This window comes from Actinoplanes sp. NPDC023714, assembly GCF_040639855.1.
In the GTDB taxonomy this organism is placed as follows: domain Bacteria; phylum Actinomycetota; class Actinomycetes; order Mycobacteriales; family Micromonosporaceae; genus Actinoplanes.
Window position 1 is genome coordinate 665,065 of record NZ_JBFAAR010000003.1, and the last position, 22,953, is coordinate 688,017.

26 protein-coding genes and 1 pseudogene are annotated in these 22,953 nt (G+C 70.2%); 10 read left to right on the forward strand and 17 right to left on the reverse strand.

The features are described 5' to 3' along the window. Positions 1-7 precede the first annotated feature (7 nt). From AB0G10_RS18350 to AB0G10_RS18360, 3 genes and pseudogenes are all read right to left on the reverse strand, one after another. The gene (locus AB0G10_RS18350) at positions 8-379 is read right to left on the reverse strand and encodes a hypothetical protein (RefSeq protein WP_360922490.1); all 372 of its coding nucleotides are present in this window, start codon (positions 377-379) and stop codon (positions 8-10) included. 118 nt (positions 380-497) lie between these two features. Then, positions 498-920 (reverse strand): annotated as a pseudogene (locus AB0G10_RS18355) (FAD-dependent oxidoreductase); the annotation flags it as partial. A gap of 110 nt (positions 921-1,030) precedes the next feature. Further along, positions 1,031-1,642, reverse strand: a complete 612-nt coding sequence (locus tag AB0G10_RS18360) for a hypothetical protein (protein WP_360922493.1) — start codon at positions 1,640-1,642, stop codon at positions 1,031-1,033. A gap of 211 nt (positions 1,643-1,853) precedes the next feature. Between AB0G10_RS18360 and AB0G10_RS18365 the strand changes: the two genes are divergently transcribed. After that, complete coding sequence (locus AB0G10_RS18365) at positions 1,854-2,270, forward strand: SHOCT domain-containing protein (protein WP_360922496.1); 417 nt, start codon at positions 1,854-1,856, stop codon at positions 2,268-2,270. A 78-nt stretch (positions 2,271-2,348) separates the two neighbouring features. Further along, positions 2,349-4,250: a bifunctional diguanylate cyclase/phosphodiesterase gene (locus AB0G10_RS18370; protein ID WP_360922499.1), complete on the forward strand. Its 1,902-nt coding sequence runs from the start codon at positions 2,349-2,351 to the stop codon at positions 4,248-4,250. A 25-nt stretch (positions 4,251-4,275) separates the two neighbouring features. On the opposite strand, the gene AB0G10_RS18375 is transcribed toward AB0G10_RS18370, so the two are convergent. From AB0G10_RS18375 to AB0G10_RS18390, 4 genes are all read right to left on the reverse strand, one after another. Beyond that, entirely contained in the window at positions 4,276-5,040 is a 765-nt protein-coding gene (locus AB0G10_RS18375) for a hypothetical protein (protein WP_360922502.1), read from the reverse strand. Positions 5,041-5,082: 42 nt separating this feature from the next. Next, the gene (locus AB0G10_RS18380) at positions 5,083-5,289 is read right to left on the reverse strand and encodes a hypothetical protein (RefSeq protein WP_360922504.1); all 207 of its coding nucleotides are present in this window, start codon (positions 5,287-5,289) and stop codon (positions 5,083-5,085) included. A 44-nt stretch (positions 5,290-5,333) separates the two neighbouring features. Next, the gene (locus AB0G10_RS18385; RefSeq protein ID WP_360922507.1) at positions 5,334-5,828 is read right to left on the reverse strand and encodes an LURP-one-related family protein; all 495 of its coding nucleotides are present in this window, start codon (positions 5,826-5,828) and stop codon (positions 5,334-5,336) included. Between the two features lie 235 nt (positions 5,829-6,063). After that, a complete protein-coding gene (locus tag AB0G10_RS18390) occupies positions 6,064-6,810 on the reverse strand; it encodes a helix-turn-helix transcriptional regulator (RefSeq protein ID WP_360922510.1) in 747 nt (248 codons plus the stop codon). A 78-nt stretch (positions 6,811-6,888) separates the two neighbouring features. Between AB0G10_RS18390 and AB0G10_RS18395 the strand changes: the two genes are divergently transcribed. Beyond that, positions 6,889-7,251, forward strand: a complete 363-nt coding sequence (locus AB0G10_RS18395; RefSeq protein ID WP_360922513.1) for a nuclear transport factor 2 family protein — start codon at positions 6,889-6,891, stop codon at positions 7,249-7,251. 54 nt (positions 7,252-7,305) lie between these two features. Here the strand turns inward: AB0G10_RS18395 and AB0G10_RS18400 are convergent, their stop codons facing one another. After that, complete coding sequence (locus AB0G10_RS18400) at positions 7,306-8,316, reverse strand: glycoside hydrolase family 11 protein (RefSeq protein WP_360922516.1); 1,011 nt, start codon at positions 8,314-8,316, stop codon at positions 7,306-7,308. A 347-nt stretch (positions 8,317-8,663) separates the two neighbouring features. On the opposite strand from AB0G10_RS18400, the gene AB0G10_RS18405 reads away from it, so the two are divergent. After that, positions 8,664-8,819: a hypothetical protein gene (locus AB0G10_RS18405; RefSeq protein WP_360922519.1), complete on the forward strand. Its 156-nt coding sequence runs from the start codon at positions 8,664-8,666 to the stop codon at positions 8,817-8,819. On the opposite strand, the gene AB0G10_RS18410 is transcribed toward AB0G10_RS18405, so the two are convergent. Beyond that, positions 8,812-9,321 (reverse strand): GyrI-like domain-containing protein, encoded by a 510-nt coding sequence (locus AB0G10_RS18410; RefSeq protein ID WP_360922521.1) that lies wholly within the window; start codon positions 9,319-9,321, stop codon positions 8,812-8,814. The two genes, AB0G10_RS18405 and AB0G10_RS18410, sit on opposite strands and share 8 nt — an antisense overlap. A gap of 42 nt (positions 9,322-9,363) precedes the next feature. Between AB0G10_RS18410 and AB0G10_RS18415 the strand changes: the two genes are divergently transcribed. After that, positions 9,364-9,609: a nuclear transport factor 2 family protein gene (locus tag AB0G10_RS18415; RefSeq protein ID WP_360922524.1), complete on the forward strand. Its 246-nt coding sequence runs from the start codon at positions 9,364-9,366 to the stop codon at positions 9,607-9,609. On the opposite strand, the gene AB0G10_RS18420 is transcribed toward AB0G10_RS18415, so the two are convergent. Then, entirely contained in the window at positions 9,584-10,018 is a 435-nt protein-coding gene (locus tag AB0G10_RS18420; protein WP_360922527.1) for a MarR family transcriptional regulator, read from the reverse strand. The two genes, AB0G10_RS18415 and AB0G10_RS18420, sit on opposite strands and share 26 nt — an antisense overlap. Positions 10,019-10,107: 89 nt before the next feature. Here AB0G10_RS18420 and AB0G10_RS18425 point away from each other — a divergent pair, with 89 nt between their 5' ends. Further along, positions 10,108-10,929: a hypothetical protein gene (locus AB0G10_RS18425; RefSeq protein ID WP_360922530.1), complete on the forward strand. Its 822-nt coding sequence runs from the start codon at positions 10,108-10,110 to the stop codon at positions 10,927-10,929. A 198-nt stretch (positions 10,930-11,127) separates the two neighbouring features. Here the strand turns inward: AB0G10_RS18425 and AB0G10_RS18430 are convergent, their stop codons facing one another. Together AB0G10_RS18430 and AB0G10_RS18435 are read right to left on the reverse strand one after the other, a co-directional pair. Next, entirely contained in the window at positions 11,128-11,397 is a 270-nt protein-coding gene (locus tag AB0G10_RS18430) for a hypothetical protein (RefSeq protein ID WP_360922533.1), read from the reverse strand. 79 nt (positions 11,398-11,476) lie between these two features. Further along, entirely contained in the window at positions 11,477-11,635 is a 159-nt protein-coding gene (locus tag AB0G10_RS18435; protein WP_360922536.1) for a hypothetical protein, read from the reverse strand. A gap of 49 nt (positions 11,636-11,684) precedes the next feature. On the opposite strand from AB0G10_RS18435, the gene AB0G10_RS18440 reads away from it, so the two are divergent. Beyond that, the gene (locus tag AB0G10_RS18440) at positions 11,685-12,107 is read left to right on the forward strand and encodes a hypothetical protein (protein ID WP_360922539.1); all 423 of its coding nucleotides are present in this window, start codon (positions 11,685-11,687) and stop codon (positions 12,105-12,107) included. Positions 12,108-12,142: 35 nt separating this feature from the next. Here the strand turns inward: AB0G10_RS18440 and narI are convergent, their stop codons facing one another. From narI to AB0G10_RS18460, 4 genes are read right to left on the reverse strand one after another with little or no spacing between them, the layout of a single operon-like run. After that, positions 12,143-12,859: a respiratory nitrate reductase subunit gamma gene (narI, locus tag AB0G10_RS18445; protein WP_360922542.1), complete on the reverse strand. Its 717-nt coding sequence runs from the start codon at positions 12,857-12,859 to the stop codon at positions 12,143-12,145. Beyond that, positions 12,856-13,443 (reverse strand): nitrate reductase molybdenum cofactor assembly chaperone, encoded by a 588-nt coding sequence (narJ, locus tag AB0G10_RS18450; RefSeq protein WP_360922545.1) that lies wholly within the window; start codon positions 13,441-13,443, stop codon positions 12,856-12,858. The genes narI and narJ overlap by 4 nt, the downstream gene beginning before the upstream one ends. Next, positions 13,440-15,080, reverse strand: a complete 1,641-nt coding sequence (narH, locus tag AB0G10_RS18455; RefSeq protein WP_360922548.1) for a nitrate reductase subunit beta — start codon at positions 15,078-15,080, stop codon at positions 13,440-13,442. Before narH ends, narJ begins: the two co-directional genes overlap by 4 nt. Then, on the reverse strand, positions 15,080-18,673 hold the full coding sequence (locus AB0G10_RS18460; protein ID WP_360922551.1) for a nitrate reductase subunit alpha: 3,594 nt from the start codon (positions 18,671-18,673) through the stop codon (positions 15,080-15,082). The genes narH and AB0G10_RS18460 overlap by 1 nt, the downstream gene beginning before the upstream one ends. Positions 18,674-18,895: 222 nt before the next feature. Between AB0G10_RS18460 and AB0G10_RS18465 the strand changes: the two genes are divergently transcribed. The 3 genes from AB0G10_RS18465 (at position 18,896) to AB0G10_RS18475 (ending at position 21,359) form a co-directional block, all read left to right on the forward strand. After that, positions 18,896-20,107, forward strand: a complete 1,212-nt coding sequence (locus tag AB0G10_RS18465) for an MFS transporter (RefSeq protein ID WP_360922554.1) — start codon at positions 18,896-18,898, stop codon at positions 20,105-20,107. Next, complete coding sequence (locus tag AB0G10_RS18470; RefSeq protein ID WP_360922557.1) at positions 20,100-20,579, forward strand: hemerythrin domain-containing protein; 480 nt, start codon at positions 20,100-20,102, stop codon at positions 20,577-20,579. Before AB0G10_RS18465 ends, AB0G10_RS18470 begins: the two co-directional genes overlap by 8 nt. A 135-nt stretch (positions 20,580-20,714) precedes the next feature. Then, positions 20,715-21,359: an MBL fold metallo-hydrolase gene (locus tag AB0G10_RS18475; protein WP_360922560.1), complete on the forward strand. Its 645-nt coding sequence runs from the start codon at positions 20,715-20,717 to the stop codon at positions 21,357-21,359. Positions 21,360-21,391: 32 nt separating this feature from the next. Here AB0G10_RS18475 and AB0G10_RS18480 read toward each other — a convergent pair whose 3' ends face one another. Continuing rightward, entirely contained in the window at positions 21,392-22,825 is a 1,434-nt protein-coding gene (locus tag AB0G10_RS18480; protein WP_360922563.1) for a pentapeptide repeat-containing protein, read from the reverse strand. Positions 22,826-22,953 lie beyond the last annotated feature (128 nt).

The following is a 22,953-nucleotide window of genomic DNA, read 5'->3' on the forward strand; positions in this document are numbered from 1 at the left end:
ATACGGTTCATCCGCCGGAAATGGTGTCTCGCTGCGGGTCCTGGAGGAACCGGGGCAGGTGGAAGGTGCCCGGCCTGCGGGCCTCGGCCGTCATCTGCTTCACCGTTCCCCGGCAGATCAGCTCCTTCACCCCGGCGCCGGCCCGGCCGCGCAGGTGGAAGCGGGTGGCGCTGTCGTCGCGGCGGTTCAGCTGGAAGATGCCGTCGTGGCGGCCGAGGCTCAGGCACAGCGCGACGAATCCGATCCGGAGCGGCTCGGGGCGGCGGCCGGCCACCCGGGCCAGGACGGTGTCGGCGGCGTGCGCGCCGAGCGGACCGGCGGCCTGGCAGCTCATCCGCAGCGGCAGGTCCGAGGGTGCCGCGGCGTCCCCGGCCGCCACGATCCGGTCGTCGTCGACGCTGGTCAGCGTGCAGAGACGGCCCCAGATCCCCGCCGCAGACCAGCGTGACCGCGCGCCCGCCGCCGGCCAGCTCGGCGGCGGTTTCCATGCCGGACGCGCCGCCGCCCACCACCGTCACCGGCGCGGCGAGCGAAAGGCCGGCGAGCGCCTCCCGCAGCCGCTCGGCCTCCTCGAGGCTGGTGAGCGGATAGACGTGCGGCATCCGGCCGGCGGCGCTGCGGCTGCCCACCGCATAGATCAGGTAGTCGTAGGAGGCCGTCCCGCCGCTCGCCAGCTCGACGCGGCGGCCGGCCACGTCGATCCGGGTCACGGTGTCGACCACCAGCCGGACCCGGCCGGCCAGCACCGTGCCGAAGTCGACGACGGCGTCGTGCGTGCCGGCCACCATCTGGTGCAGCCGGATCCGTTCGACGAACCGCGGCCGCGGGTTGATCAGGGTGACCGTGACGCCGGGGTCGCGGGTGAGGCGGTTGGCGGCCAGCACACCGGCGTACCCGCCACCGATCACCATGACGTTCATCTTTCCTCCTCGGTCGTGATGCCCACGACCAGGAGTCAACGCGGGCCGGCCCGCTGTGACATCGGGCCGGATTCCCGTGGCCGCGGTGGCGCGACCACGGGAGACCGCGGTCAGATCAGGTCGAGCTTCATCGTGTTGTTCGGGCCGGAGAGGAGCAGGGTCAGCAGCGGTGTGAGGGCGCCGCAGCCGGTGAAGGGCGGGATCGTGTACTTACCCTCCATCGTGATCGGCTTGAACAGCTCCACGGCGCTGGTGTTGTTGAGCGTCAGCGTCGAGGGCTTGGTGGTGCGGCAGTTCTTCCGCTTGACCAGGTTGATCTTCGGGGCGATGTCGGTGTGCACGTCGACGATCTGGAGCGTGAACTTCGTGGTCGTCGACAGCTTGGACGCGCCGAGGTCGATGGTCCCGGTCAGCCCGCCGACCGGCACGATCTTCACGGTCGAGGTGGTGCCGATCAGGCCGGCGAGCTTGAGTTTCGCGGTCAGGTCGGACAGTTCGGCGCTGCCGGTGACGGTGCCGGTGTCCAGGTCGATCTGGGTCTTCACGGACGACGTCGGCACGGCCACGTCGGTCTTCGCCTTGGCGAGGCGTGTCGTGCCGGTGACGTTGTTGAAGTCGATCGACATGGGCGCGGCCTGCGCGGGCGAGACCACAGCGGTGGCGGCGGTGGCCCCTAGCAGGGCGGCCGTGGCGAGCATGGTGGTGCGGCGAAAGTAACCCATGGATCCTCCATGGAACGTGTCAGGACGGGGTGGATGGTTCGCGAACCGGCATGCCGGAGCCGAGGTTACTCCACAGTAGGTTTCGGGGGAAGGCGCGTTGAACATGACGCCCATCGATGTGTCCCGGTCATGATTAATCCCTTACGGATGAGGCCGGGACCCGGCGGCGGCGGTGTACTCCGGGGAGACGCTTTTCCGAGAGGACGTTCACATGTTCGACGACAACGGTTCCTTCCTGCTGGCGATATTCGAGTTCTTCATCTTCTGTGCCTGGTTCATGTGCCTGTTCTGGCTGTTCGGCGACCTGTTCCGGAGCAAGGACATCGGCGGCTTCGCGAAGACGATGTGGGTGCTCTTCCTGATCATCCTGCCGATCGTGGGGATGCTGGTCTATCTGATCGCCCGGGGGTCGGGCATGAACGAGCGGGCCCTCGCCTCGGCGGCGGAGATGCAGAAGCGGCAGGAGGAGTACATCCGGTCGGTGGCGGCGCCGGCCGACGCGAAGCGCAGCCCCACCGAGGAGATCGCGTCGGCGAAGTCGCTGCTCGACTCGGGGGCGATCAGCGAGGCCGACTTCGAGCGGCTGAAGGCGGACGCCCTGGGACGGGCCGCCACACCCGTCGCATGAGCACCCGGCGTCCGCCCGTACCCGAGAAGGTCCTGCAACGCGGCACGAAGGTGCCGTGACCTTGCTTAACGTGAAGGGGTGCGAGGGCTGAGCGGGGTGCTGGGGATCGTGCTCGTCGCGGTTTCGGGCTACGCCATGCTCGGCAGCTGGGAGCAGTCGGGCATCGTGTCCCGGATCGCCGCCGACAGCACCGACACCGACGCCTACCAGCGGGCCGCCTATCTCACGTCGGCGGAGATGGTGCTGATCCAGGCCGCCATGCGGGAGCCGGACGGGGAGGAGCGGGACGAGCTGTTCGCGGCGCACGCGCGGACCCAGGCCGCGATGATGCACATGGCGGCGCGCGACGACGAGCACCGGGAGGAAGCGGCCGGGGTCGCGCAGCGGCACCGCGACCTCGAACCGACGTTCGAGCAGTATCTGCGCCAGCTCGACCGTGGGGACACCGCCGGGGCGCAGGCCAGCCTCGAGAACGTGATCGAGCCGGCCGTCTCGGTGATCATGGAGGAGGTGCTGGCCGAGCAGCGGTACCACCTCGACGAGTACACCCGGAACCAGGAGGCCGGCACGCGTCAGTCCGAGCGGCTGAAGTGGGGCAGCGTGCTGGCCTTCCTGACCGGGGTGGTGCTCCTGCTGCTGTTCGCGCGGGCCTCCTGGGCCAACCGGCGCCGGTTGGAGCGGATGGCCGTCACCGATCCGCTCACCGGGTTGCCGAACCGGGCCGCGTTCGCCCGCGAGGCGCAGGCCGCGCTCGACCACGGCCCGGTCACCATCCTCGCGGTCAACCTGGACGGCTTCCGGGACGTCAACGAGCAGCTCGGCCACCGGATCGGCGACCTGCTGCTGCAGCAGGCGGGGGAGCGGCTGCGGGCCTCGGTCCGGGAGGGTGACCTGGTCGCCCGGATCGGCGGCGACGACTTCGCGGTGCTGCTGGTGGAGAGCGAGGACGATCCGGAGGCCGTCGGCCGCCGGCTCACCCGGGCGTTCGACAGGCCGTTCGCCATCGACGAGCTCACCATCGATCTGGAGGTGAGCATCGGCGCCGCGACGGCCGGGACCGGCGACACCGTGGCGTCCGTGCTGCAGCACGCCGACACCGCCATGGACGTGGCGAAACGGCGGCGGCTCGGCTTCTCCCGGTACACCTCCGAGCACGGAAACGACAGCATCGCCCGGCTCGGCCTGCTCGGCGACCTGCGCCGGGCCCTGGACGCGGGCACCGAGATCACGCTGCACTACCAGCCGCAGATCGACCTGGCGACCGGCGACCTGGCCGGGGTGGAGGCGCTGGCCCGCTGGCAGCATCCGGGCAGGGGCCGGATCCCGCCCGGCGACTTCATCCCGGTCCTGGAGACGACCGGCCTGATCCACCGGTTCACCGACCACGTCCTGGAGATCGCGCTGGCGCAGGCCCGGTCCTGGCTCGACGACGGCCTGCGCATCCCGGTGTCGGTGAACATCTCGGCGCGTACCCTGCTCGACCCGGGCTTCTGCGACCGGGTCGCCGATCATCTGCGCCGCTGGGGCGTACCGGGCGGACAGTTGTGCATCGAGGTGACCGAGCACAGCGTGATGACCGACCCGGGCACCGCCATCGACGTGCTGCAGCACATCCGGGACATGGGGGTGCGGACGTCGATCGACGACTACGGCACCGGCTATTCGTCGATGACCTATCTGCGGCTGCTGCCCCTCGACGAGCTGAAGATCGACCGCTCGTTCGTGGCCGGGATGGCCCGCGATCCCGGGCATCACGCGCTGGTCGCCTCGACCGTCGAGCTCGGCCACAACCTGGGGCTGTCGGTGGTGGCCGAGGGGACCGAGGACCTCGAGACGATCATGGCGCTGCAGCGGCTCGGGTGCGACGTCGCGCAGGGTTACTACTTCGCCGCACCCCTGGAGGCCGGGGCGCTCATCGGGAAGCTGCCGGAATTGGCGGAGACGACCCGGCGGATGAGGCTCGAGCCGAGCGAGGGATGAAAACCCCTCTTGGGTACGCCTGCCGTCAGACTGCCTGCGTGGCCCACACCGGGCCCGGCGCGGCCGCCGCCCGGCCGTCGTGGCGCGGGAGGTGGCGGTGGAGTGCGGCCGCCCGTGCCGCGGCCTCGCGGACCTCGCGGCGCAGGCTGTCCCGGGTCGCCACGGCGAGCTGCGCGTCGTGCCAGGCGGCCCCCTCCGCGGCCCGGGCCCGGCGGTGCAGCTCCCACCGGTACACCACGACGGCCCGCTGGACGGCGAGCTCCTGCTCGACCGGGTGCAGCCGGGCGTCGAAGCCGCCGTCCGCGAGCGCGCCGACCGGCAGGTCACCCCTCGCCACGGCGGCTCCGACCGTACGGTGAAGGAAGTTCTCGCGGTGGGCATATTCGGACGGGGTGCGCGGGCTCCAGGCGGGGCGGAAGGCCGACGCCGTGCGGGCGCGAGCCAACTGCTCATCGGCTTCCAGCCACCGCTGCCAGGCTTCGTCCGCCCGCTCGTCGGCCTGCCGCCAGCACTCCTGCCAGCGTTGCGCCGCCAGCGCCGCCCGGTCGGCGGCCACCGCGACCTCGCCGGCGTAGCGCACCGCGGTCGTCGCCTCGTCCTGCCGCCGCTCGCGTTCCTGCCGGTAGCGGCGCAGGAACCCGAAGGTCTCGAGCGCGGCCCGCTGCGGGTCGCGGATCGCCTGCGGGCTCGCGAGCATCAGCAGCGCCGGCAGCGACAGCACCATGAGCACGGCCCAGATGGTGATCGGGGCGGCCGGAGCGTCCAGGAACATCTCAGCGAAAAGGTTCATGACAAAACTCCCCTGCACAAGGATCCACGCGAACGAGAACGGTCAGGCGTGGAGTGCGGGCGGAGCGCGGGAGGTGTCGCCGACCGGGATGTAACGGTTGTGGAGCATCGGGACGGCCGGGGGCGTCACCGGGTGTCCACTGTGCTTTACCGCGGGCCTGGGCGCTTGCTTCTTCTTCGTGGCGTTGATCAATAGCGCCACGAGGGACACGAACAGGCGCAGCATGGCGCGCGCCCAGTCCGTGATCATGCCGTTACCGTACCCGATGGCGTCGATTCCGTGGGTGCGCCACGCTAGTCGTTGCCCGGCTTGGCGTCGCGGTCGAGGGCCAGGTCGAGCGCCAGCACACTGCCGATGATGAGCAGCGGGTCGACGCCCGCCGCGACCTGGACCGCATAGGTGTCGCGGACGGTCAGCCACCGCTTGGACACCGACGCCACCTCGGCGCCGCCCTGCTCGATCACGTACTCGTGGTCCAGCAGGTCACCCTTCATCTCCAGGTCGTCCGGCCCCGGCACGTCGATGGTGAACTTCTCCCGGAACGGGGTGAACAGCTTCTTCTTCACCTCGGCCGCCTTCTCCCCGCCGATCCGGATCTCGTAGGTCGGCCGCAGCGCCACCAGGTGCCGGTGCACCGACGCCACCTCCGTGCCGGCCACGTCCTCGATCACCACCCGGTTCCGGACGCTGAACACCTTGCCGTCCACGTGATAGACCTTCGCGCCGTTCTCGTCCAGCACGTCGAAATCATCACCGATCGAGAAGAACCGCTCTTTGATCACGAACATGCCTCCGATTGTCCGCCATCCGCGCCAGGCCCCGCAGGGAGGCGGTGATCGCTCAGCCCGTGGTGTGTCGAGTTCGGGTGCGAATCGGACCTCAACTCAACACGCACGCCGGGTGAGCCCGTTGTGTGTTGAGTTTGGGCGTGGATCGGACCACAACTCGACACGCATGCCGGGTGAGCCCGTTGTGTGTTGAGTTTGGGTGGGGAACGGACCTCAAGTCGGGCTCATGAACGGCTCAGCGGCGGTGCAGGGCCGCGGCCGTCGTGGCGTCGGCGGGGAGGAAGGCCTCGATGGCCAGTTCCGACAGGGTGACGTCGCGCGGGGTGCCGAGCACCGACGTGGTGCTGAAGAAGGACAGGCCGTTCATGCGCAGCGGCACGACCAGGGCGGCCGGCGGCGAGCCGAGCGAGCCGCCGGGATAGCCGGACAGTTCCTCGTGCAGCGTCCGCAGCACCGGATCGGCGGTGTGGGTGGCCTGCTGGTCGAGGCGGTCCAGGATGTGGGTGCGCCACTCGGCCAGGTTGTCGATGCGGGCGGCCATGCCCTCCGGGTGCAGCGACAGCCGGAGGACGTTGACCGGGGGCTCCAGCAGCCGGGGCGCGCAGCCTTCGAGCAGGGGCGTGATCGACGAGTTGGCGTCGATCATGGTCCAGTGCCTATCGATCAACACCGCGGGGTACGGGTCGTGACCGGCCAGGACGTCCCGCAACGAGGACATCACCTGGGCGAGCGGGGCGCCGTCGAGGCCGTTCTCGGTCCACGCGGGGGCGTAGCCGCCGGCCAGGAGAAGCTCGTTCTGGGCGCGCAGGGGGACGTCGAGCTCGCCGGCGAGGCGCAGGATCATGTCGCGGGTCGGGCGGGAACGCCCGGTCTCGACGAACGACAGGTGTCTCGTGGACACGCCGGTCTGGGAGGACAGTTCGAGCTGACTCATCCGCCGGCTGGTGCGCCACTCCCGCAACAGCGTCCCCACATCGCTCATGGCTCTCACCTTAGGAAGGCCGTCCATTACCTCCGGCGTCATCGACCCGGCTACCGGGCCGCCGCCAGAGTGATGCCCATGAGTGATTTCGCGAACGTGGTGGATCGGTATCTGGCGGTGTGGAACGAGACCGGCGCGGCGGAGCGGCGGAAGCTGATCGACGAGGTGTTCGCCGAGGACGTCCGCTACGTCGACCCGATGGCCTCGGTGACCGGCCGGGAGGCGATGGACGGGTTGATCGCGGCGGTGCAGCAGCAGTTCGCCGGGCTGGTGTTCAGCCGGGGTGAGGGCGCGGTGGACGCCCATCACGGCCGGGGGCGGTTCACCTGGCACCTGGGGCCGGCGGGCGGCGAGGCGCTGGTGGTCGGCTTCGACGTGGCGGAGCTGAACGGCGAGGGGCGGATCGCGAGCGTCATCGGCTTCCTGGACCGCGTGCCGTAGAACAGGGTGTGGCGCGGTGGATGGGCCACCGCGCCACACGTTCTCCTTCGCCGGTCAGCCCGCCCGGCAGGTGACTGTCGGCCAGGTCCAGTTGCCGTTGGCCATGATGGTGACGCCGAAGTTGTTGCCGTTGCCGTTCGGCCGGGCCGTGACGGAACCGGTCGTCCCGGTGACCGCCGCGTTCCAGCTGTTCTGGATGCTCTGCCCGCCGTTCAGGTTCAGCCCGACCGTCCAGTTGCTGGTGCCGGTGACGGCCACGTTGAGGTTGAACCGGTCGCCGAACTGCTCGCCCGCGGTGAGCGTGGCGGTGCAGTTGCTGTTGCCCGGCGGCGGGGTGGTCGGGTTGCCACCACCACCGGTCCCCTCACGGACGGTGATGTCGGAGCTGCCGCTGCTCTGGTAGCCCTCGGTCGCCATGATCTGGTAGCTGTGGTTGGTGCCGAGGGTCAGGCCGGCCCGGGCCCAGGCGTCGAAGTGGTTGGCGACCGTGATGGTGCCGCTGCTCCGCTTCTGCTGCCGGACGCTCCAGAACTGGTAGAACGTGCGGGTTCCGTCGATCGACGGCGCGTTGACCCGCTGGCTGCGCAGGATGTCGTAGGTGCCGCCGTCGGTGGTGACGGTGCCCAGCCGGGTGGCGCCGCTGCTCGGGTTGTAGCTGCCGAAGTTCTCGACGATGTAGTACTCGATGAGCGGGTTGCGGGTCCATCCGTACAGGGCGAGGTAGGTGTTGTTGTTGCCCGGGTTGTAGCTGCCGGAATAGGTCACCGTCCGGCGTGTGCCGGTGGCCCAGCCTTTGCCGCCGACCCAGTTGTTGGTGCTGCGGTCCCAGCTGCTGGTGTACCTGCCGTCGGCGCGCAGCGTCATGCTGGCGTTGCCGCTGTCCTTCCAGAACGAGAAGTAGTAGCCGTTGTGGGTGCCGGTGGTGTTCGAGCTGACGGTCCGGTCGGCTTCGGCGTGGGCGACGCCGGCCATCGAGATCGCCATCACGACGGCGCCTGCCGCGGCGGCGAGCAGGCGGAGGCGGCCACGCCGGCGGCGGGCGGGACGGGTGGATTCTTCGGTCATGCGGATGCACTCCTCCTCAGAAAGAGGCTGGCGGGTAATAGCCCCACGAGGCATGGCGGAGCCCTCGTGGTGGGGATGGCGGCCATTGAGGCCCGTCATTGCGAAGCCTGTCGCGCGGGGAGCACGCTTGTCAACAACTTACGGAAACATTACGGAAATACCGAAGTTGATCAGCGGCAGCAACTGCGAAAATAGCAGCGTTTTAGTTTCCGAAACTTTCATTCGCACGGGCGTTCCGACGTACCCATGAGGGGTGTGAGGCCGGGAAAGCAGGCGCGATCGTCATGGGGTGCGACTATTCGCAAAGGTTCGTGGTGCTCCCGCTGCGCCGGTCGCATAGTGGAGACATGCGCTCGACCACCAGGCCCGCCTTCACGAAGCAGCGCGCGGCCGTCACCGGATTCGCGGCGTTCGTGGTGTTCGCGATCGCCATCAGCCCGCAGGCCGGCCTGATGATCGGCCTCGGGGTGTTCGTCGCGCACTGGTTCGCCGCCCTCAAGTGACCCCTCCAACGACCTCTCGAACGACCTTGAAGACCGGCCAGCCGATCTCGGTGCGCTGCTCGCCGGCACCGGGCAGGTACGTCTCGTGCACCGGGCCGGCGACGCCCAGCGCGTGCGTGACCACCCACGCGCCGAGCCGGCCGTAGGTCACCTGGATGTCGTCGTGCGGCCCGGTGTGGACGGTCACCGCGACGTCGGCGGCCGGCAGCTCGACGACCTCGATGCGGCCGCTCGCGCGCGGCTCGCGGACCGGGCGGAAGACGGTCATGGCCCCCGCGCCGTCGGTGAACAGCTCGTTGGCGTACCGGCCGCCGTGCGGACCGGTGCGCTCGGCCGGACCGAACGCCGCGTCCAGCTCCGCCACGGCCGCGTCGAACCAGCCCGGTACGCCGGCGGACCGGACGTGCCCGCTGATCGCGGCGACCGTGCGGGCGGGCTCGGTCCGGAGCTCGACCTCGATGCCGGCCGGCTCCGGGCTCAGCAGCCGGCGCAGCGAGGTCACGGCCGCCCGGGTGCGATCAAGCTCGGCCTCCAGCCGCCGCAGGTGGGCGCCGTCGTCACCGACGACGGGCGCACCTATCGCGGCGAGGACGAGATCCGTGGCTGGCAGCGGCGCGCCGCCGGCGAGTTCACGTACACGGCCGAGCTGATCGGCGCGACCCGCGTCGACGACACGCACTACGAGCTGGTCCAGCACCTGGAGGGCGACTTCCCGGGCGGCGTGGTCGACCTGCGCTACCGCTTCACGCTGGCGGACGGGCTGATCACCTCGCTGGTGATCGCACCGTAGTCCGGTGCGCTGTCGTGAGCCGCTCGATCGTCGCGACGACGAGGCGCTGCTGCTCCGGTGAGAGCGACGCGGCCACCCGCTCGATCTCGCCGGCCAGCGGCCGCAACTCGCGCAGCAGCGTCTCGCTCGCGTGCGCGGTCACCGTGAGCGTCTGGCGCCGCCGGTCGTCCGGATGCGGCTCGCGGCGGGCCCAGCCGGCCGTCTCCAGCCGGTTGACCAGCCCGGTCGCGGCGCCGGAGGTGAGCCCGAGCAGGCGCCCGAGCTCCACCGGCCCGATCGGCCTCTCCGCGGTCACCAGGTGTTTGAGCGCCAGGAAGTCGCCGGAGCTCAGGCCCATCCGGCGCGCGATCGCGGCGTCCACCTCGGCGGCCGCGGCTGCCAGATGGTGCACGGCCCACCCCAGATCCATGCCGTCAGGGTAGCTTAGAAACTAAGCTACCTGGCATGGACGCCAGTCGAACTCTTGCGCTCGCGGGCGCTTGCGCCACATTCGTCGCGGTGCCGAATCTGGGTGCGCTCCTCGGCCGGGGAGAGCAGACCGATGCGTACGACACCCCGATCACCCCGCCCGACTACGCCTTCGCCGTCTGGGCCCCGATCTTCGCCGGTTGCCTGGCCTCGACCGCCGGCCAATGCCTCCCCGCCGGCCGCACCGATCCGCTGAGCCGCCGCACCGGATGGCCGCTGGCGGGTGCCTACGCGCTGAACGCCGCCTGGTCGCTGGCCGCCCAGACCGGCCGGTTCGCGTACACGCCCTACCTGCTCCCGGCCGCCGCCGCACTGGCGGCGACCGCCCACGTGCGCCTCCAGCCCCTCCCGCCGTCGCCGGGCCTGCTGGCCGTCACGCCGGTCAGCACCGGCCTGCTCCTCGGCTGGACCACCCTGGCCAGCGCCGTCAACATCGTCGCCGCCCGCCGCGCCCGGGACACGCCGGGAGTGGTCGCGGCGGCCACGGCGGGCTTATCAGTCGTCGCCGCCGCGGTGTCAGCCGGGGTTTCCCGCAGCCGCCGGGGCGGACTCCCGGTCGCGCTGGCCGCTGCCTGGGGCCTGGGCACCCTCGCCACCATGCGAAGCCGCCCGGGGGTGGTCCGCGCGGTGGCCGCCTTCGGCGCGACAGCCGTCGCCGCCGCGGGCTTGCGCCCGGCCCGTCGCACCGCAAGCCGTTGTCGTGCTGCCGGCATCGCGCCTGCTCAGACAGGGCGGGCTCGTGCCCACACTGCCGCAAATAGGCGGCCGCTACGTGAGCCGCGGCGTCACCGGCCGCCCACCGGGGCTTCCGGAATCGTCGCGGGGTCCGTCTCGCCACGTGGCCGGACCTGATCGCGACCCCACTCAACCTAGGTTCCTAGGACGCCTTCTCGCGGCTGCTGGCGCTCAGCTCTTCGCCGCCCGGTCGGCCACTGCCCGAGCCGTCCGGCCGGGCGGCGGGCTTTTCCTTGCGTTTCGTCCATGTCCGACTGGGGCGGGCGAACAAAATCAGCCTGGGTTCCTAGGATGCCGGCCGGGCCTGCGCTTCGGTCAGTTTTTGGCGGCCTTGTCGGACTTGTAGGACCTGTACATCAGGAAGGCGAAAGCGGCCACGATGACGACGATTCCGGCTACGAGGATGGCGAACACTCCGTCGCCCTCTTTCTCGCGGACTCCCAGGGCTCCGCTGATCAGGAAGTAGGCGCCTACCGCTCCGCCGAGGGCTGTGAAGATCCAGCTGTTGAGGAGGGGCTTCTTGGGGGCCGGCTCGGCGGCGGCGTCGTCCTGGGGCTGGGGCGTGGGGGAGTCGCTCGGGGTCACGTGGTCAAGTATCGGCCATGCGGTCCCCCGTACAAGGAATCGGGCCCTTGATCTTGGAGATGTGGGCGGGGGACGCTGGTCAGCGCAGGGTTCGGCGGCCCTTGAGGAAGCCCATGACGAGGGCGGCGATGAGGGCCACGAAACCGATGATGAGCAGCCATTTGACGGCTTTCAGGACGAGGCCCAGGACGATCAGGACGAGGGCCACGATTCCCAGGGTGTAGATCAAGGTACGCATGGCGGGGCGGTACCCGCCGGAACCGGTCGTCAACCCTTACCGTGGGAGGGTGGGCGACGACGAGGAGCGGCCGGCCCGGGTCGAGGACGTGCACGCGATCGCGGCGGGGATGCCGCATGTCACCGTCTACGACGAGAGCAGCGACAACCCGGTCTATCAGGTGGGGCGGAAGTCGTTCGTGTTCTTCCGGAACCCCCGGCCGGACGCGGTCGACCCGGTGAGCGGCGAGCGCTACGACGACGTGATCGTCTTCTGGGTGCCGTCGGAGGCGGACAAGCAGGCGCTGATCCAGGACGCGTCGAATCCGTTCTTCACGACCGCGCACTTCGACGGGCACCTGTCGGTGCTGGTACGGGCGAGCCGGCTCGGTGAGCTGACCCGCGGCGAGCTGGCCGAGGTGATCCAGGACGCGTGGCTGTCCCGGGCGTCGGCGCGGCGGGCGGCGGACTGGCTGGCCGCCAACGAGATGTGAAAGCGCACGAGATGTGAACGCGCACGAGATGTGAATCAGCGCCGGTCCCAGCCGGGCCGGGTGGGGCGCAGGCCTTTCCGCGGATCGCGGTAGCGGTAGACGACGTAGGGGCGGGTCAGGTAGCCGACCGGGGCGCTGAAGGCGTGCACGAGGCGGGTGAAGGGCCAGAACGCGAAGAGTGTGAACGCCGCTATGACGTGGATCTTGAAGGAGGCCGGGACCGCGGTCATCAGGGCGGCGTCGGGCTGCAGGGTGAACAGGGAGCGCAGCCAGGGGGAGACGGTCTCGCGGTAGTCGTAGCCACCGCCGGCCAGGTTGGCCTTCACCGTCGCCCACAGCCCGAGCACGATGACGCCGCCGAGGACCACGTACATCGCCTTGTCGTTCCTGGTGGTGGCGGCGAAGACCGGGCCGGTCAGCCTGCGGCGGGCGATCAGCAACGCCATGCCGATCAGGGTGCAGAGGCCCGCCACGGTGCCGATGAAGACGGCCATGAGGTGGTAGGCGTGCTCGGTGACGCCGACGGCCTCGGTCCACGACTTCGGCACGAGCAGGCCCATCACGTGGCCGATCAGGACCATGAGGATGCCGAAGTGGAACAGCGGGCTGGCCCAGCGCAGCAGGGTGGTCTCGTAGAGCTGCGAGGAGCGGGTGGTCCAGCCGAACTTGTCGTAGCGGTGGCGCCAGACGGTTCCGCCGATCAGGACGAGCAGCGAGAGATACGGGAAGATCACCCAGAGGAACGTGCTCACCGGAGGCTCCCGAACGGTTGCAGGCCCACCTGTTCGGCGGGCGGGCCGGTGCGTGCGAGCGCGGCCGCGGCGGACAGGTCCTTCGAGGTCGGGGCGGGCAGCATCGCCCGGATCGCGTCGACGGCGTGCCGATAGACGGTGCCGTCCTTCGTGAGCGAGGCGGTGAGCAGGTCGAGGCCGATCCGGTTGTCGCGCAGCAGCCGCCAGCCGATCGGGTGCTCGGCGGCCAGGTCGAGGACGGCCGGCAGGTAGTCCGGCAGTTCCCCGCCGACGACCTCGAGGCCGGCGTGCCGGTAGGCGGCGGCGAAAGCGGCCAGCGCCTCGCCGCGCCGCCGGGTGTCGCCGCAGGTGTAGTAGGTCAGGTGCAGGCTGCAGCGGCGCCGGAAGTCGAACAGCTCCACATATTCGGTCCGCAGCATGTGTACGTCGGTGCCGGCCCGATGGGCGGCCACGGCGCGCAGCGGCTCGGCGATGGCGGCGGGCAGTTCCGGCAGGGCGCCGGCGATGACCGGCAGGGCGGCGAGCACGTCGTCGTCGGGATAGCGCAGCAGCAGGGAGGCGGCGCGGGCGGCGACGGCGTTCACGACTGATCGTCCCGGGCCGGGGGGAACAGCCCTTCGGGACGCCCTCTGCCGTCCCAGTTCAGGAGGTTGAGCCGCCGCGGCTCGTCGGCGGTCTGCCGATCGCGCAGCATGTGGAACGTCTCCACCTGCACCGGGACCGGGGTGCCGGAGGCCTCGCCGAACGGCCCGGTCTGGTACATGCCCGGCCCGCCGTCGTAGTCGAGCGAGCACTCGGCGCCCATCGCCTCGAGCCGGTGCGCGTCCTCGGCGTGCGCGGCCGGGATGACGTAGCGCTGCTCGTACTTGGCGACGGCGAGCAGCCGGTACATGTCGTTCATCTCGCCGGCGGTCATCCCGACCGCGGCCGGGATCGAGTCGTCCGGCTTCTCGCCGAGGTTGATGCGCCGCTGGTACGACCGCATCGCGGCGAGCCGGTTCAGCACGGCCCGGACCGGCTCGGTGTCGCCCGCCGTGAACAGCTCGGCCAGGTACTCCATCGGGATGCGCAGCGCGTCGACGGCGCCGAACAGGTTGTGCGGGTCCTCGCCGTCGTGGCCGGTGTCGCGCAGCACGTCGACGACGGGGGACAGCGGCGGGATGTACCAGACCATCGGCATGGTCCGGTACTCCGGATGCAGGGGCAGCGCCACCTCGTACTTCATGATCAGGTCCCAGACCGGCGAGCGCCTGGCCGCGTCGATCCAGTCCTCCGGGATCCCCGCGTCGAGCGCCTGCCGGGCGACGGCCGGATCGTGCGGGTTCAGGAAGACCGAGCGCTGGGCGTCGTACAGATCATGTTCGTTCTTGACCGCGGCGGCTTTGGCCACCCGATCGGCGTCATAGAGCATCACGCCGATGTAGCGCAGGCGGCCGACGCAGGTCTCCGAGCAGATGGTGGGCTGGCCGAGCTCGATGCGGGGGAAGCAGAACGTGCACTTCTCGGCCTTGCCGGTCCGGTGGTTGAAATACACCTTCTTGTACGGGCAACCCGTCACGCACATCCGCCAGCCACGGCAGCGATCCTGGTCGACCAGCACGATGCCGTCCTCGGCCCGCTTGTAGATCGCGCCGGACGGGCAGGACGCGGCGCAGGACGGGTTGAGGCAGTGCTCGCAGATGCGCGGCAGGAAGAACAGGAACGCCTTCTCGTACTCCTGGCGCACCTGATCGGAGACCTTCTGCAGCACCGGGTCGCCGGCCAGGACCTCGTTGCCGCCGCCGAGCGAGTCGTCCCAGTTCGCCGACCAGACGACCTTGGTGTCCTCGCCGGTGAGCAGGCTCTTCGGGCGAGCCACCGGCAGATCGTCACCGGCCGGCGCGGTCAGCAGGTGCTCGTAGTCGTAGGTCCACGGCTCGTAGTAGTCCCGCATCGACGGCAGCTTCGGGTTCGCGAAGATGCTGAGCAGCCTCTTGACCCGGCCGCCGGAGCGGGGCTTGAGCCGGCCGGTCGCGGTGCGCACCCAGCCGCCCTGCCACTTCTCCTGGTCCTGGTACGTGCGCGGGTAGCCCTGGCCGGGCCGGGACTCGACGTTGTTGAACCAGACGTACTCGACGCCGGACCGGTTCGTCCACGCCTGCTTGCAGGTGACCGAGCAGGTGTGGCAGCCGATGCACTTGTCGAGGTTCATCACCATCGCGGTCTGGGCCATGACGCGCATCAGTAGGTCACCTCCTGGCTGCGGCGGCGGATCACGGTGACCTCGTCGCGCTGGTTGCCGGTGGGCCCGAGATAGTTGAACGCGAACGACAACTGGGCGTACCCGCCGATGAGGTGGGTGGGCTTGACCAGCAGCCGGGTCAGCGAGTTGTGTATGCCGCCGCGCCGGCCGTTGACCTCGGCCTTCGGCACGTCGATGACCCGTTCCTGGGCGTGGTACATGTAGACGGTGCCCTCGGGCATCTTGTGCGAGACCACGGCGCGGCAGACCACGACGCCGTTGCGGTTGACCGCCTCGATCCAGTCGTTGTCCCGTACGCCGATCTTCGCGGCGTCCTGCTCGCTCATCCACATGGTCGGCCCGCCGCGGGAGAGCGTCAGCATGATCAGGTTGTCCTGGTACTCGGAGTGGATGGACCACTTCGAGTGCGGCGTGAGATACCGCACGGTGATCTCGAGCTCGCCGTTACGGCCGAGGCGGGGCTCGCCGAAGAGCCGGTGCATGTCCAGCGGCGGCCGGAAGATCGGCAGCGCCTCGCCGGCCTCGTGCATCCAGTCGTGGTCGAGGAAGAAGTGCTGTCGGCCGGTCAGGGTGTGCCACGGCTTGAGCCGCTCCACGTTGATCGTGAACGGGGAGTAGCGGCGGCCGCCGTGCTCGCTGCCCGACCACTCCGGGCTGGTGATCACCGGGACCGGCCGGGACTGGCAGTCGGCGAAGGTGATCTGTTTGCCCTCGTGCTCGGCGGCCAGGTCGGCGAGCCGCACGCCGGTGCGCTTCTCCACGTCCCGGAAGCCGGCCGTGGCGACCCGGCCGTTCGTGGTGCCGGAGAGCGCGAGGATCGCCTCGCACGCGTGTACGTCCGTCGCGAGCGACGGCCGGTCGCCGAGCACCACGCCGTTCTTGCGGCGCAGGTAGTCGATCTCCGGATTCACGTCGACGGCGACGCCCTTGCCGGTCGTGCCGAGGCTGTCGAGCAGCGGGCCGAGCGCGGCGAGCTTATCGGCGATCGCGCCGTAGTCGCGCTCCACCACGGTGATCCGCGGCATGGTCCGGCCGGGTATCGGCGTCTCGCCGGTCTCCTTCCAGTCGGTGACCCGGCCGTGCGGGGTGGCCATGGCGTCCGGGGTGTCGTGCAGCAGCGGTGTCGCCACCAGGTCCTTGCGGACGCCGAGGTGGGTCCGGGCGAGGGCGGAGAACGCGCGGGCCAGGCCGTGGAAGGCGTCGAAGTCGGTGCGGGTCTGCCAGGGCGGGTTGATCGCCGGGGTGAAGGCGTGCACGAAGGGGTGCATGTCGGTGGTGTTGAGGTCGTGCTTCTCGTACCAGGTGGCGGCCGGGAGGACGACGTCGGAGAGCAGGGTCGTCGAGGTCATCCGGAAGTCGAGGCTGAGCAGGAGGTCCAGTTTGCCCTCCGGGGGCTCGCCGTCCACGGGATGCGCGCGCAGGTTGGAGCTCGTCCCCAGGAGGTGCTTGAGGAAGTACTCGTTGCCCTTCGCCGAGGAGCCGAGGAGGTTGGCGCGCCAGACGGTGAGCACTCGCGGCCAGTTGGCGGGGTCGTCGGGGTCGTCCAACGCGAACCGGAGATGTCCGGATTTAAGGTTTTCTGCGATATGGGCGCCGGGATCGCCTTGGATGGAATCCGCCAGATCGAGAGGGTTGCGGTCGAATGTCGGGACCGATGGCATCCATCCGAGCCGGGCCGACTGCCGGAGCAGGTCCATCGTGTGCCTGCCGGCGAACAATCCGTCACCCGTCGGCGAGGAAACCGCATCAGCCGTGTACGTGTCGTAGCGCCACTGGTCGGTGTGGACGTACCAGAAAGCCGTACCGATCATCTGCCGTGGTGGCCGCACCCAGTCCAGCCCGAACGCGAGCTGCTGCCAGCCCGTCACCGGGCGGCACTTCTCCTGGCCGACGTAGTGCGCCCACCCGCCGCCGTTGACGCCCTGGCAGCCGGTCAGCGTCACCAGCGCGAGGATGGCCCGGTAGGTGGTGTCGGAGTGGAACCAGTGGTTGGTGCCGGCGCCGAGCAGGATCATCGACCGGCCGCCGGAGCGCTCGGCGTTGTCGGCGAACTCCCGGGCCACCCGGGCGACCTGCGCGGCCGGTACGCCGGTGAGCGGCTCCTGCCAGGCCGGGGTGCAGGGCCGGGTCGCGTCGTCGTATCCGGCCGGCCAGTCGCCGGGCAGGTCGTCGCGGTGCACGCCGTACTGGGCCAGCATCAGGTCGAAGACGGTCGTCACGAGCCTGCCGGCGACCGTGCGGGTGGGGACGCCGCGGGTCAGCACGCTGGGTTCGCCGGTGTCGAAGCGGGGGAGCTTCACGACGGCCGGATCCCCGGCGCCGGCGCAGGTCAGGGCCGGTTCGATGCTGCCCAGATCCAGGTTCCACTGGCCGTCCTCGGATCCGAATCGGTGGCCGAGGCTGCCGCGTGGCACGGCCGGGGCGTCGGCGGCCGAATCCCAGAGGACCGGCTTGAACGTGCCCTCGTCCTCACCGAGGTCGTCGGCCGTGAGGAACCTGCCGGGCCGATGGTCGCCGCCGGGTGCTGGTTCCAGGGTCACCAGATACGGCAGGTCCGTATATCTCCGTACGTAATCAATGAATCTCGGTGTCCGGCGATCGACGAAGAACTCCTTGAGCACGACGTGACCCATCGCCATCGCGAGCGCGCCGTCGCTGCCCGGCTGGGCCGGCATCCACTCGTCGGCGAACTTGACGTTGTCGGCGAAATCCGGGCTCACCACGACGACCTTCTGACCGCGGTAGCGCGCCTCGGCCATCCAGTGCGCGTCCGGGGTGCGGGTGACCGGGACGTTCGAACCCCACATCATCAGGTAGGCGGCATCCCACCAGTCGCCGGACTCCGGCACGTCGGTCTGGTCGCCGAAGACCTGCGGTGACGCCACGGGCAGGTCGGCGTACCAGTCGTAGAACGACAGCATCGTGCCGCCGATCAGGCTGAGGAACCGGGCGCCGACCGCGTGCGACACCATCGACATGGCCGGGATCGGCGAGAACCCGGCGACGCGGTCCGGCCCGTACCTCTTGATCGCGTGCACGTGCGCGGCGGCGACCATCTCGAGGGCCTCGTCCCAGCTCACCCTCACCAGGCCGCCCTTGCCGCGGGCCCGCTGATAGGCGCGCCGGCGCTCCGGATCGTCCTGGATCTCGGCCCACGCGGCCACCGGGTCCTTCAGCCGCTGCCGCGCCTCGCGGAACATTTCCAGCAAGACCCCCCTTGCGTACGGATACCGAACGCGTGTGGGTGAATAGGTGTACCAGGAGAAGGCCGCGCCGCGAGGGCATCCCCGTGGCTCGTACTCCGGTCGATCCGGTCCGGCCGTCGGATAGTCGGTCTGCTGCTGCTCCCAGGTGATGATGCCGTCGCGGACGTACACCTTCCACGAGCACGACCCGGTGCAGTTGACGCCGTGGGTGGACCGCACGACCTTGTCGTAGGACCAGCGGTCGCGGTAGAAGGCGTCCGCCTCCCGCCCGCCGATCTGATAGAGCGCGCGTCCGTCGGGCGACACCCGCGCGCGGCGTACCAGGCCCCCGAGTTTGAGCAACGCCTGTCCGGATTCGTTCGCCATGCGCCCTCCTCGTCCTCACATTCGCGGGGGAGAGGGCGGCTCGCAACCCCGATGAGGGATTCGGTGCCGTTCGGCCCGTCCGGCCGGGTCTTTGGCCCTGACCGACGTTTCGGCGGGATTCCTGCCGCAAGTGCCGATGGGACGGGTAGAAAGGCCCTATCCGGCAGGAGCCCTGCGCCGGGACCGTTGGCGGTGACACACCTTCTCTCCGCGGAGTCACAGATGGGCACACCTTCGGCTACGCCCCCTCGCGCCGGCCTGATGCTGGCCCTGGCCACCATCGGGTTCGCTGTCAACTTCTGGGCCTGGGCGCTGCTCAGCCCGCTCGCCGCGCGATTCCAGGCCGAACTCGGCCTGACCTCCTTCCAGCAGGCGCTGCTCGTCGCGGTCCCGGTCGTGGTCGGCTCGGTCGGCCGCATCCCCGTCGGCGCCCTGACCGACCGGTTCGGCGGCCGGATCATGTTCCCGCTGATCTCGCTGGTGACCATCGTCCCGGTGCTCTACCTCGGGCTCTTCGGCCACGACGCGCTCACCTCCCTGCTGGTCGGCGGCTTCTTCCTGGGCATCGGCGGCACCGCGTTCGCGATCGGCGTGCCTTTCGTCAACGCCTGGTTCCCGCCGCAGCGGCGCGGGTTCGCCGTCGGCGTCTTCGGCGCCGGCATGGGCGGCACCGCGATCAGCGCGCTCACCACGGTGAAACTCGTCGACGCCGGCACCACCGCCACGCCGTTCCTGATCACCGCGGGCGCGCTGGCCGCCTACGCCGTCGTCTCCTGGCTGCTGCTGCGCGACGCCCCCGGCCGCCCGGTGCCGACCGCGCCGCTCGTGAGCCGGCTCGCCGCGGTCCTCCGCCTGAAGATCACCTGGCAGGCCTCGGTGCTGTACGCCGTCGCGTTCGGCGGGTACGTCGCCTTCTCCGTCTACCTGCCCGCCTACTTGAAGACCGCGTACGGGCTGACCCAGGCCGACGCCGCCAACCGGATGGCCGGCTTCGTCGTCCTCGCCGTGATCATGCGCCCGGTCGGCGGCTGGCTCTCCGACAAGGTCGCCCCGGCCCGGGTGCTCGCCGCGTCCTTCGGCGTGGTCGCGGCCGGCGCCGTCGTGCAGTCGTTCACGCCCGGCCTCGTGCCGCTCGGCACTGTCGCGTTCCTGGCCATGGCGGCCGCGCTCGGCGCCGGCAGCGGGGCCACGTTCGCGCTGGTGGCGCAGAACGCCCCGGCCAACCAGGTCGGCTCGGTCACCGGCGTGGTCGGCGCGGCCGGCGGTCTCGGCGGATTCGTGCCGCCGCTGGTGATGGGCTCCATATACGGGCAGTTCCAGTCGTACGCATGGGGTTTGATCCTGCTCGCGGTGGTCGCCCTCGCCGCACTCCTGCTCGACGTCTTCTCCGTCGCCCGTGGCAACACCCCGAAAGGAAAGATCGCACATGTGTGAGTACTGCGGATGCCAGGAGGTCGCCGCGATCGGCGAACTCACCCGCGAGCACGACGAGGTCGTCGGGCTGATGGCCGAGGTGCGCGCCGCCCACGCGGCCGGGGACGTGGACCGCATGGCGGTGCTGGCCCGCCGGATCACCGAGATCCTCACCCCGCACACCGCGGTCGAGGAGGAAGGGCTGTTCCCGCTCATGGACGCCGACTTCCCGGAGCAGGTAGCCCTGCTGCGCACCGAGCACCGCGAGGTGGAGGCGGTGCTGGGCCGGGCCGGGAGCGGGACACCCGCCGACCCGGGCTGGCCGGACGCCGTGATGGCGGTGCTGAACGACCTGCGCACCCACATCCTCAAGGAGCAGGACGGCGTCTTCCCGGCGGCGTTGACGACCCTCGACGGGGCTGGCTGGGACAGCGTGGACGCGGTGCGGGCGCGGGTCGGGAGTGGTTTGCTGCTTCCCGGGGCGGCCGGGTGACTCGCCGTATTCCTGCTGGTGAACGGGCGCGGCGACGGTGATGCTCTCGGCCGCCTGGAGGTTGCTGGTCGCCCGGCCGGAACAGCGGCAGCGGGGATACGCCCTGCCCGACGAATAGATCAGTATCGTGACCTCATGCGGCTGATCAAGTACACCCACGCCTGCGTCCGCCTCGACGACGGCGACCGGAGCCTGCTGATCGACCCGGGCGTCTGGACCGAGCCCGAAGCGTACGACGGCGTCACCGACATCCTCGTCACCCACGAACACGACGACCACATCGACCTGGAACGGATCGCCGCGCTGCTGACCTCGCGCAACCTGCGCATCTTCGCCCCGGAGCCGGTCCGGGCCACCGCCGTGGAGGAGAACGCGCCCACCGTGGCCGCCGCGATCACCCCGGTCGCGGCCGGCGACACCTTCACGGCCGGCGGCTTCGCGGTGACGGCGGTCGGCGGCCTGCACGCCGAGATCTACGAAGGCCTGCCCGGCTGCGCGAACGTCGGCTTCATCGCCGAGGGCGTCTACCACCCCGGCGACTCCTTCTTCGTCCCCTCGCAACCGGTGACGACACTGCTGGTCCCCGCCGCCGCACCCTGGTTCAAGCTGAGAGAGGCACTCGACTTCACCCGCGCGATCGCCCCGGCCCGGGCCTTCCCCATCCACGACCGCATGCTCTCGCCCGACGTCGGCTTCGACCGCTTCGACGTCTGGATGCACATGAAGGGCAACACCGATTACGCCCGCATCCCCCTCACCGAGGCGGTGACCCTGTCCTGACAGGCCCTCTGCCTCGCGCCGAGCCGGCCGGGTCACCTCCGGTACGCGCGGACCAGTTTTCCCCGCGTGGGGTCGTCCCACCCGGGCCGCACCTCCCAGCCGGTCGGCCAGATCCTTCGAGCGTCGGGCTCGGCCGTGTTGAGGTTCGGGTCGTCGAGGTGGAGAACGTACGCACCGCGCAACCCGCCGTCGTCGGCGAAGGTCGCCTGATCGAATTGCGCGCCGCCGGCAAAAGTCGCCCGATCGAACCGGACGGCACTTCCGAACTTGGCGCCGCCGAACCGGGCGTTGTGGGCGAACGTCGCCTCGGCGAATCCGGCAAGCCCGTTGAACTCGACGTTGGCGAACCTGGTGAGGCCGGCGAAGGTGCTTCCACTGAACCGGGCGTCCCCGGTGAACACCGCGCTCCCGAACAATGCGCTCCCGTCGAACGTCGCCCCGCCGAACCAGACGCCCTCGGCGAATACGGCTCCGTCAAATCGTGCGTCTTCCAAGAACCTCGATCGATCGAACCAGGTCTTGCCGCGGAACTTCGTGTCATCGAAACGGGTCGTCCGGGTGAATGTCGCCTGGTCGAACCGGGCTTTCGCGAGGAACTCCGTCTTCACGAAACGAGCGTCACCGAGGAACGAGGCACCGGTGAACACGGCGTCGCCGGTGAAGGTGGCATCGACGAAGGAGGTGTCACCGGTCAACGTGGCGCCCTCGAATCGCGCGCCGTCGACCGACGCCTCGCGAAGGTCGAGATCGACGAGGGCGGCGCCGGTCAGGTCGAGACTCACCCCCGGCCAGAAGTCCTCATCGGGTGTCGCGTCCAGGCGCTGCGCGGCCTCGCCTCGATGACCATCGGGAGGTCGGAGGTGAGCGGCCAGAAGCCGTTGAGCGGTCAGCCGTACCTGCAGTTCCTGGTGCGCATCGCGGTGATCGTCGGGAGGGCTCCCGGTGCTGCCGAGCGGTAGCCCGGGGGACACGACCGCTCCCGACCCACCGGTGTGTGCCGGCGGTGAAGGGGCGTAGGGCATACGAAGATAGCCGCAGATGACGTCGATCACCGACGTCCGCTGATCGGGATTGGCCTGCGCCAACTGCCCGAGGGAATACAGGGCACCCAGCCGGACCGGGGCGTGTTGGTTACCGAGCTGGTCGACGGCCGTGGCAAAGAACTCGTTGACCTGCTCGATCTTCTGAAGTCTGTATGCGCGATCGTGCTCCAGGCGGTTCTGATGGAAGGTCCGGTAGGTGACGACCGCACCGCTGGCAACCGCGAGTCCGACGCATGCTTGCACAAGCGTCGTGCGTACGTCGTTCTTGGCCTTGAGGGCCTGCTCGCTGGTGAGCCCGTGCCGGGGGTATCGCGTGAACAGCCACGGACCGACCGCCAGCGCGAACACCAGGAGAAGCGTCCCGACGACGCCGCCGAGCGTCCACAGCACCAATGTGGATCCGCGCGGGCGAGACCTGCTCATGCCGTCATGGAACAGCGCCGAAGCCCGCCGGCCTCAGCACTGTCGCGAATCCGCCATCCGCCGACGCCCGGCCGTCCCGCGTCGATCGCGAGGCGGCCGGCGCCCGCTCGCCGTGCCGGTGATGCGCT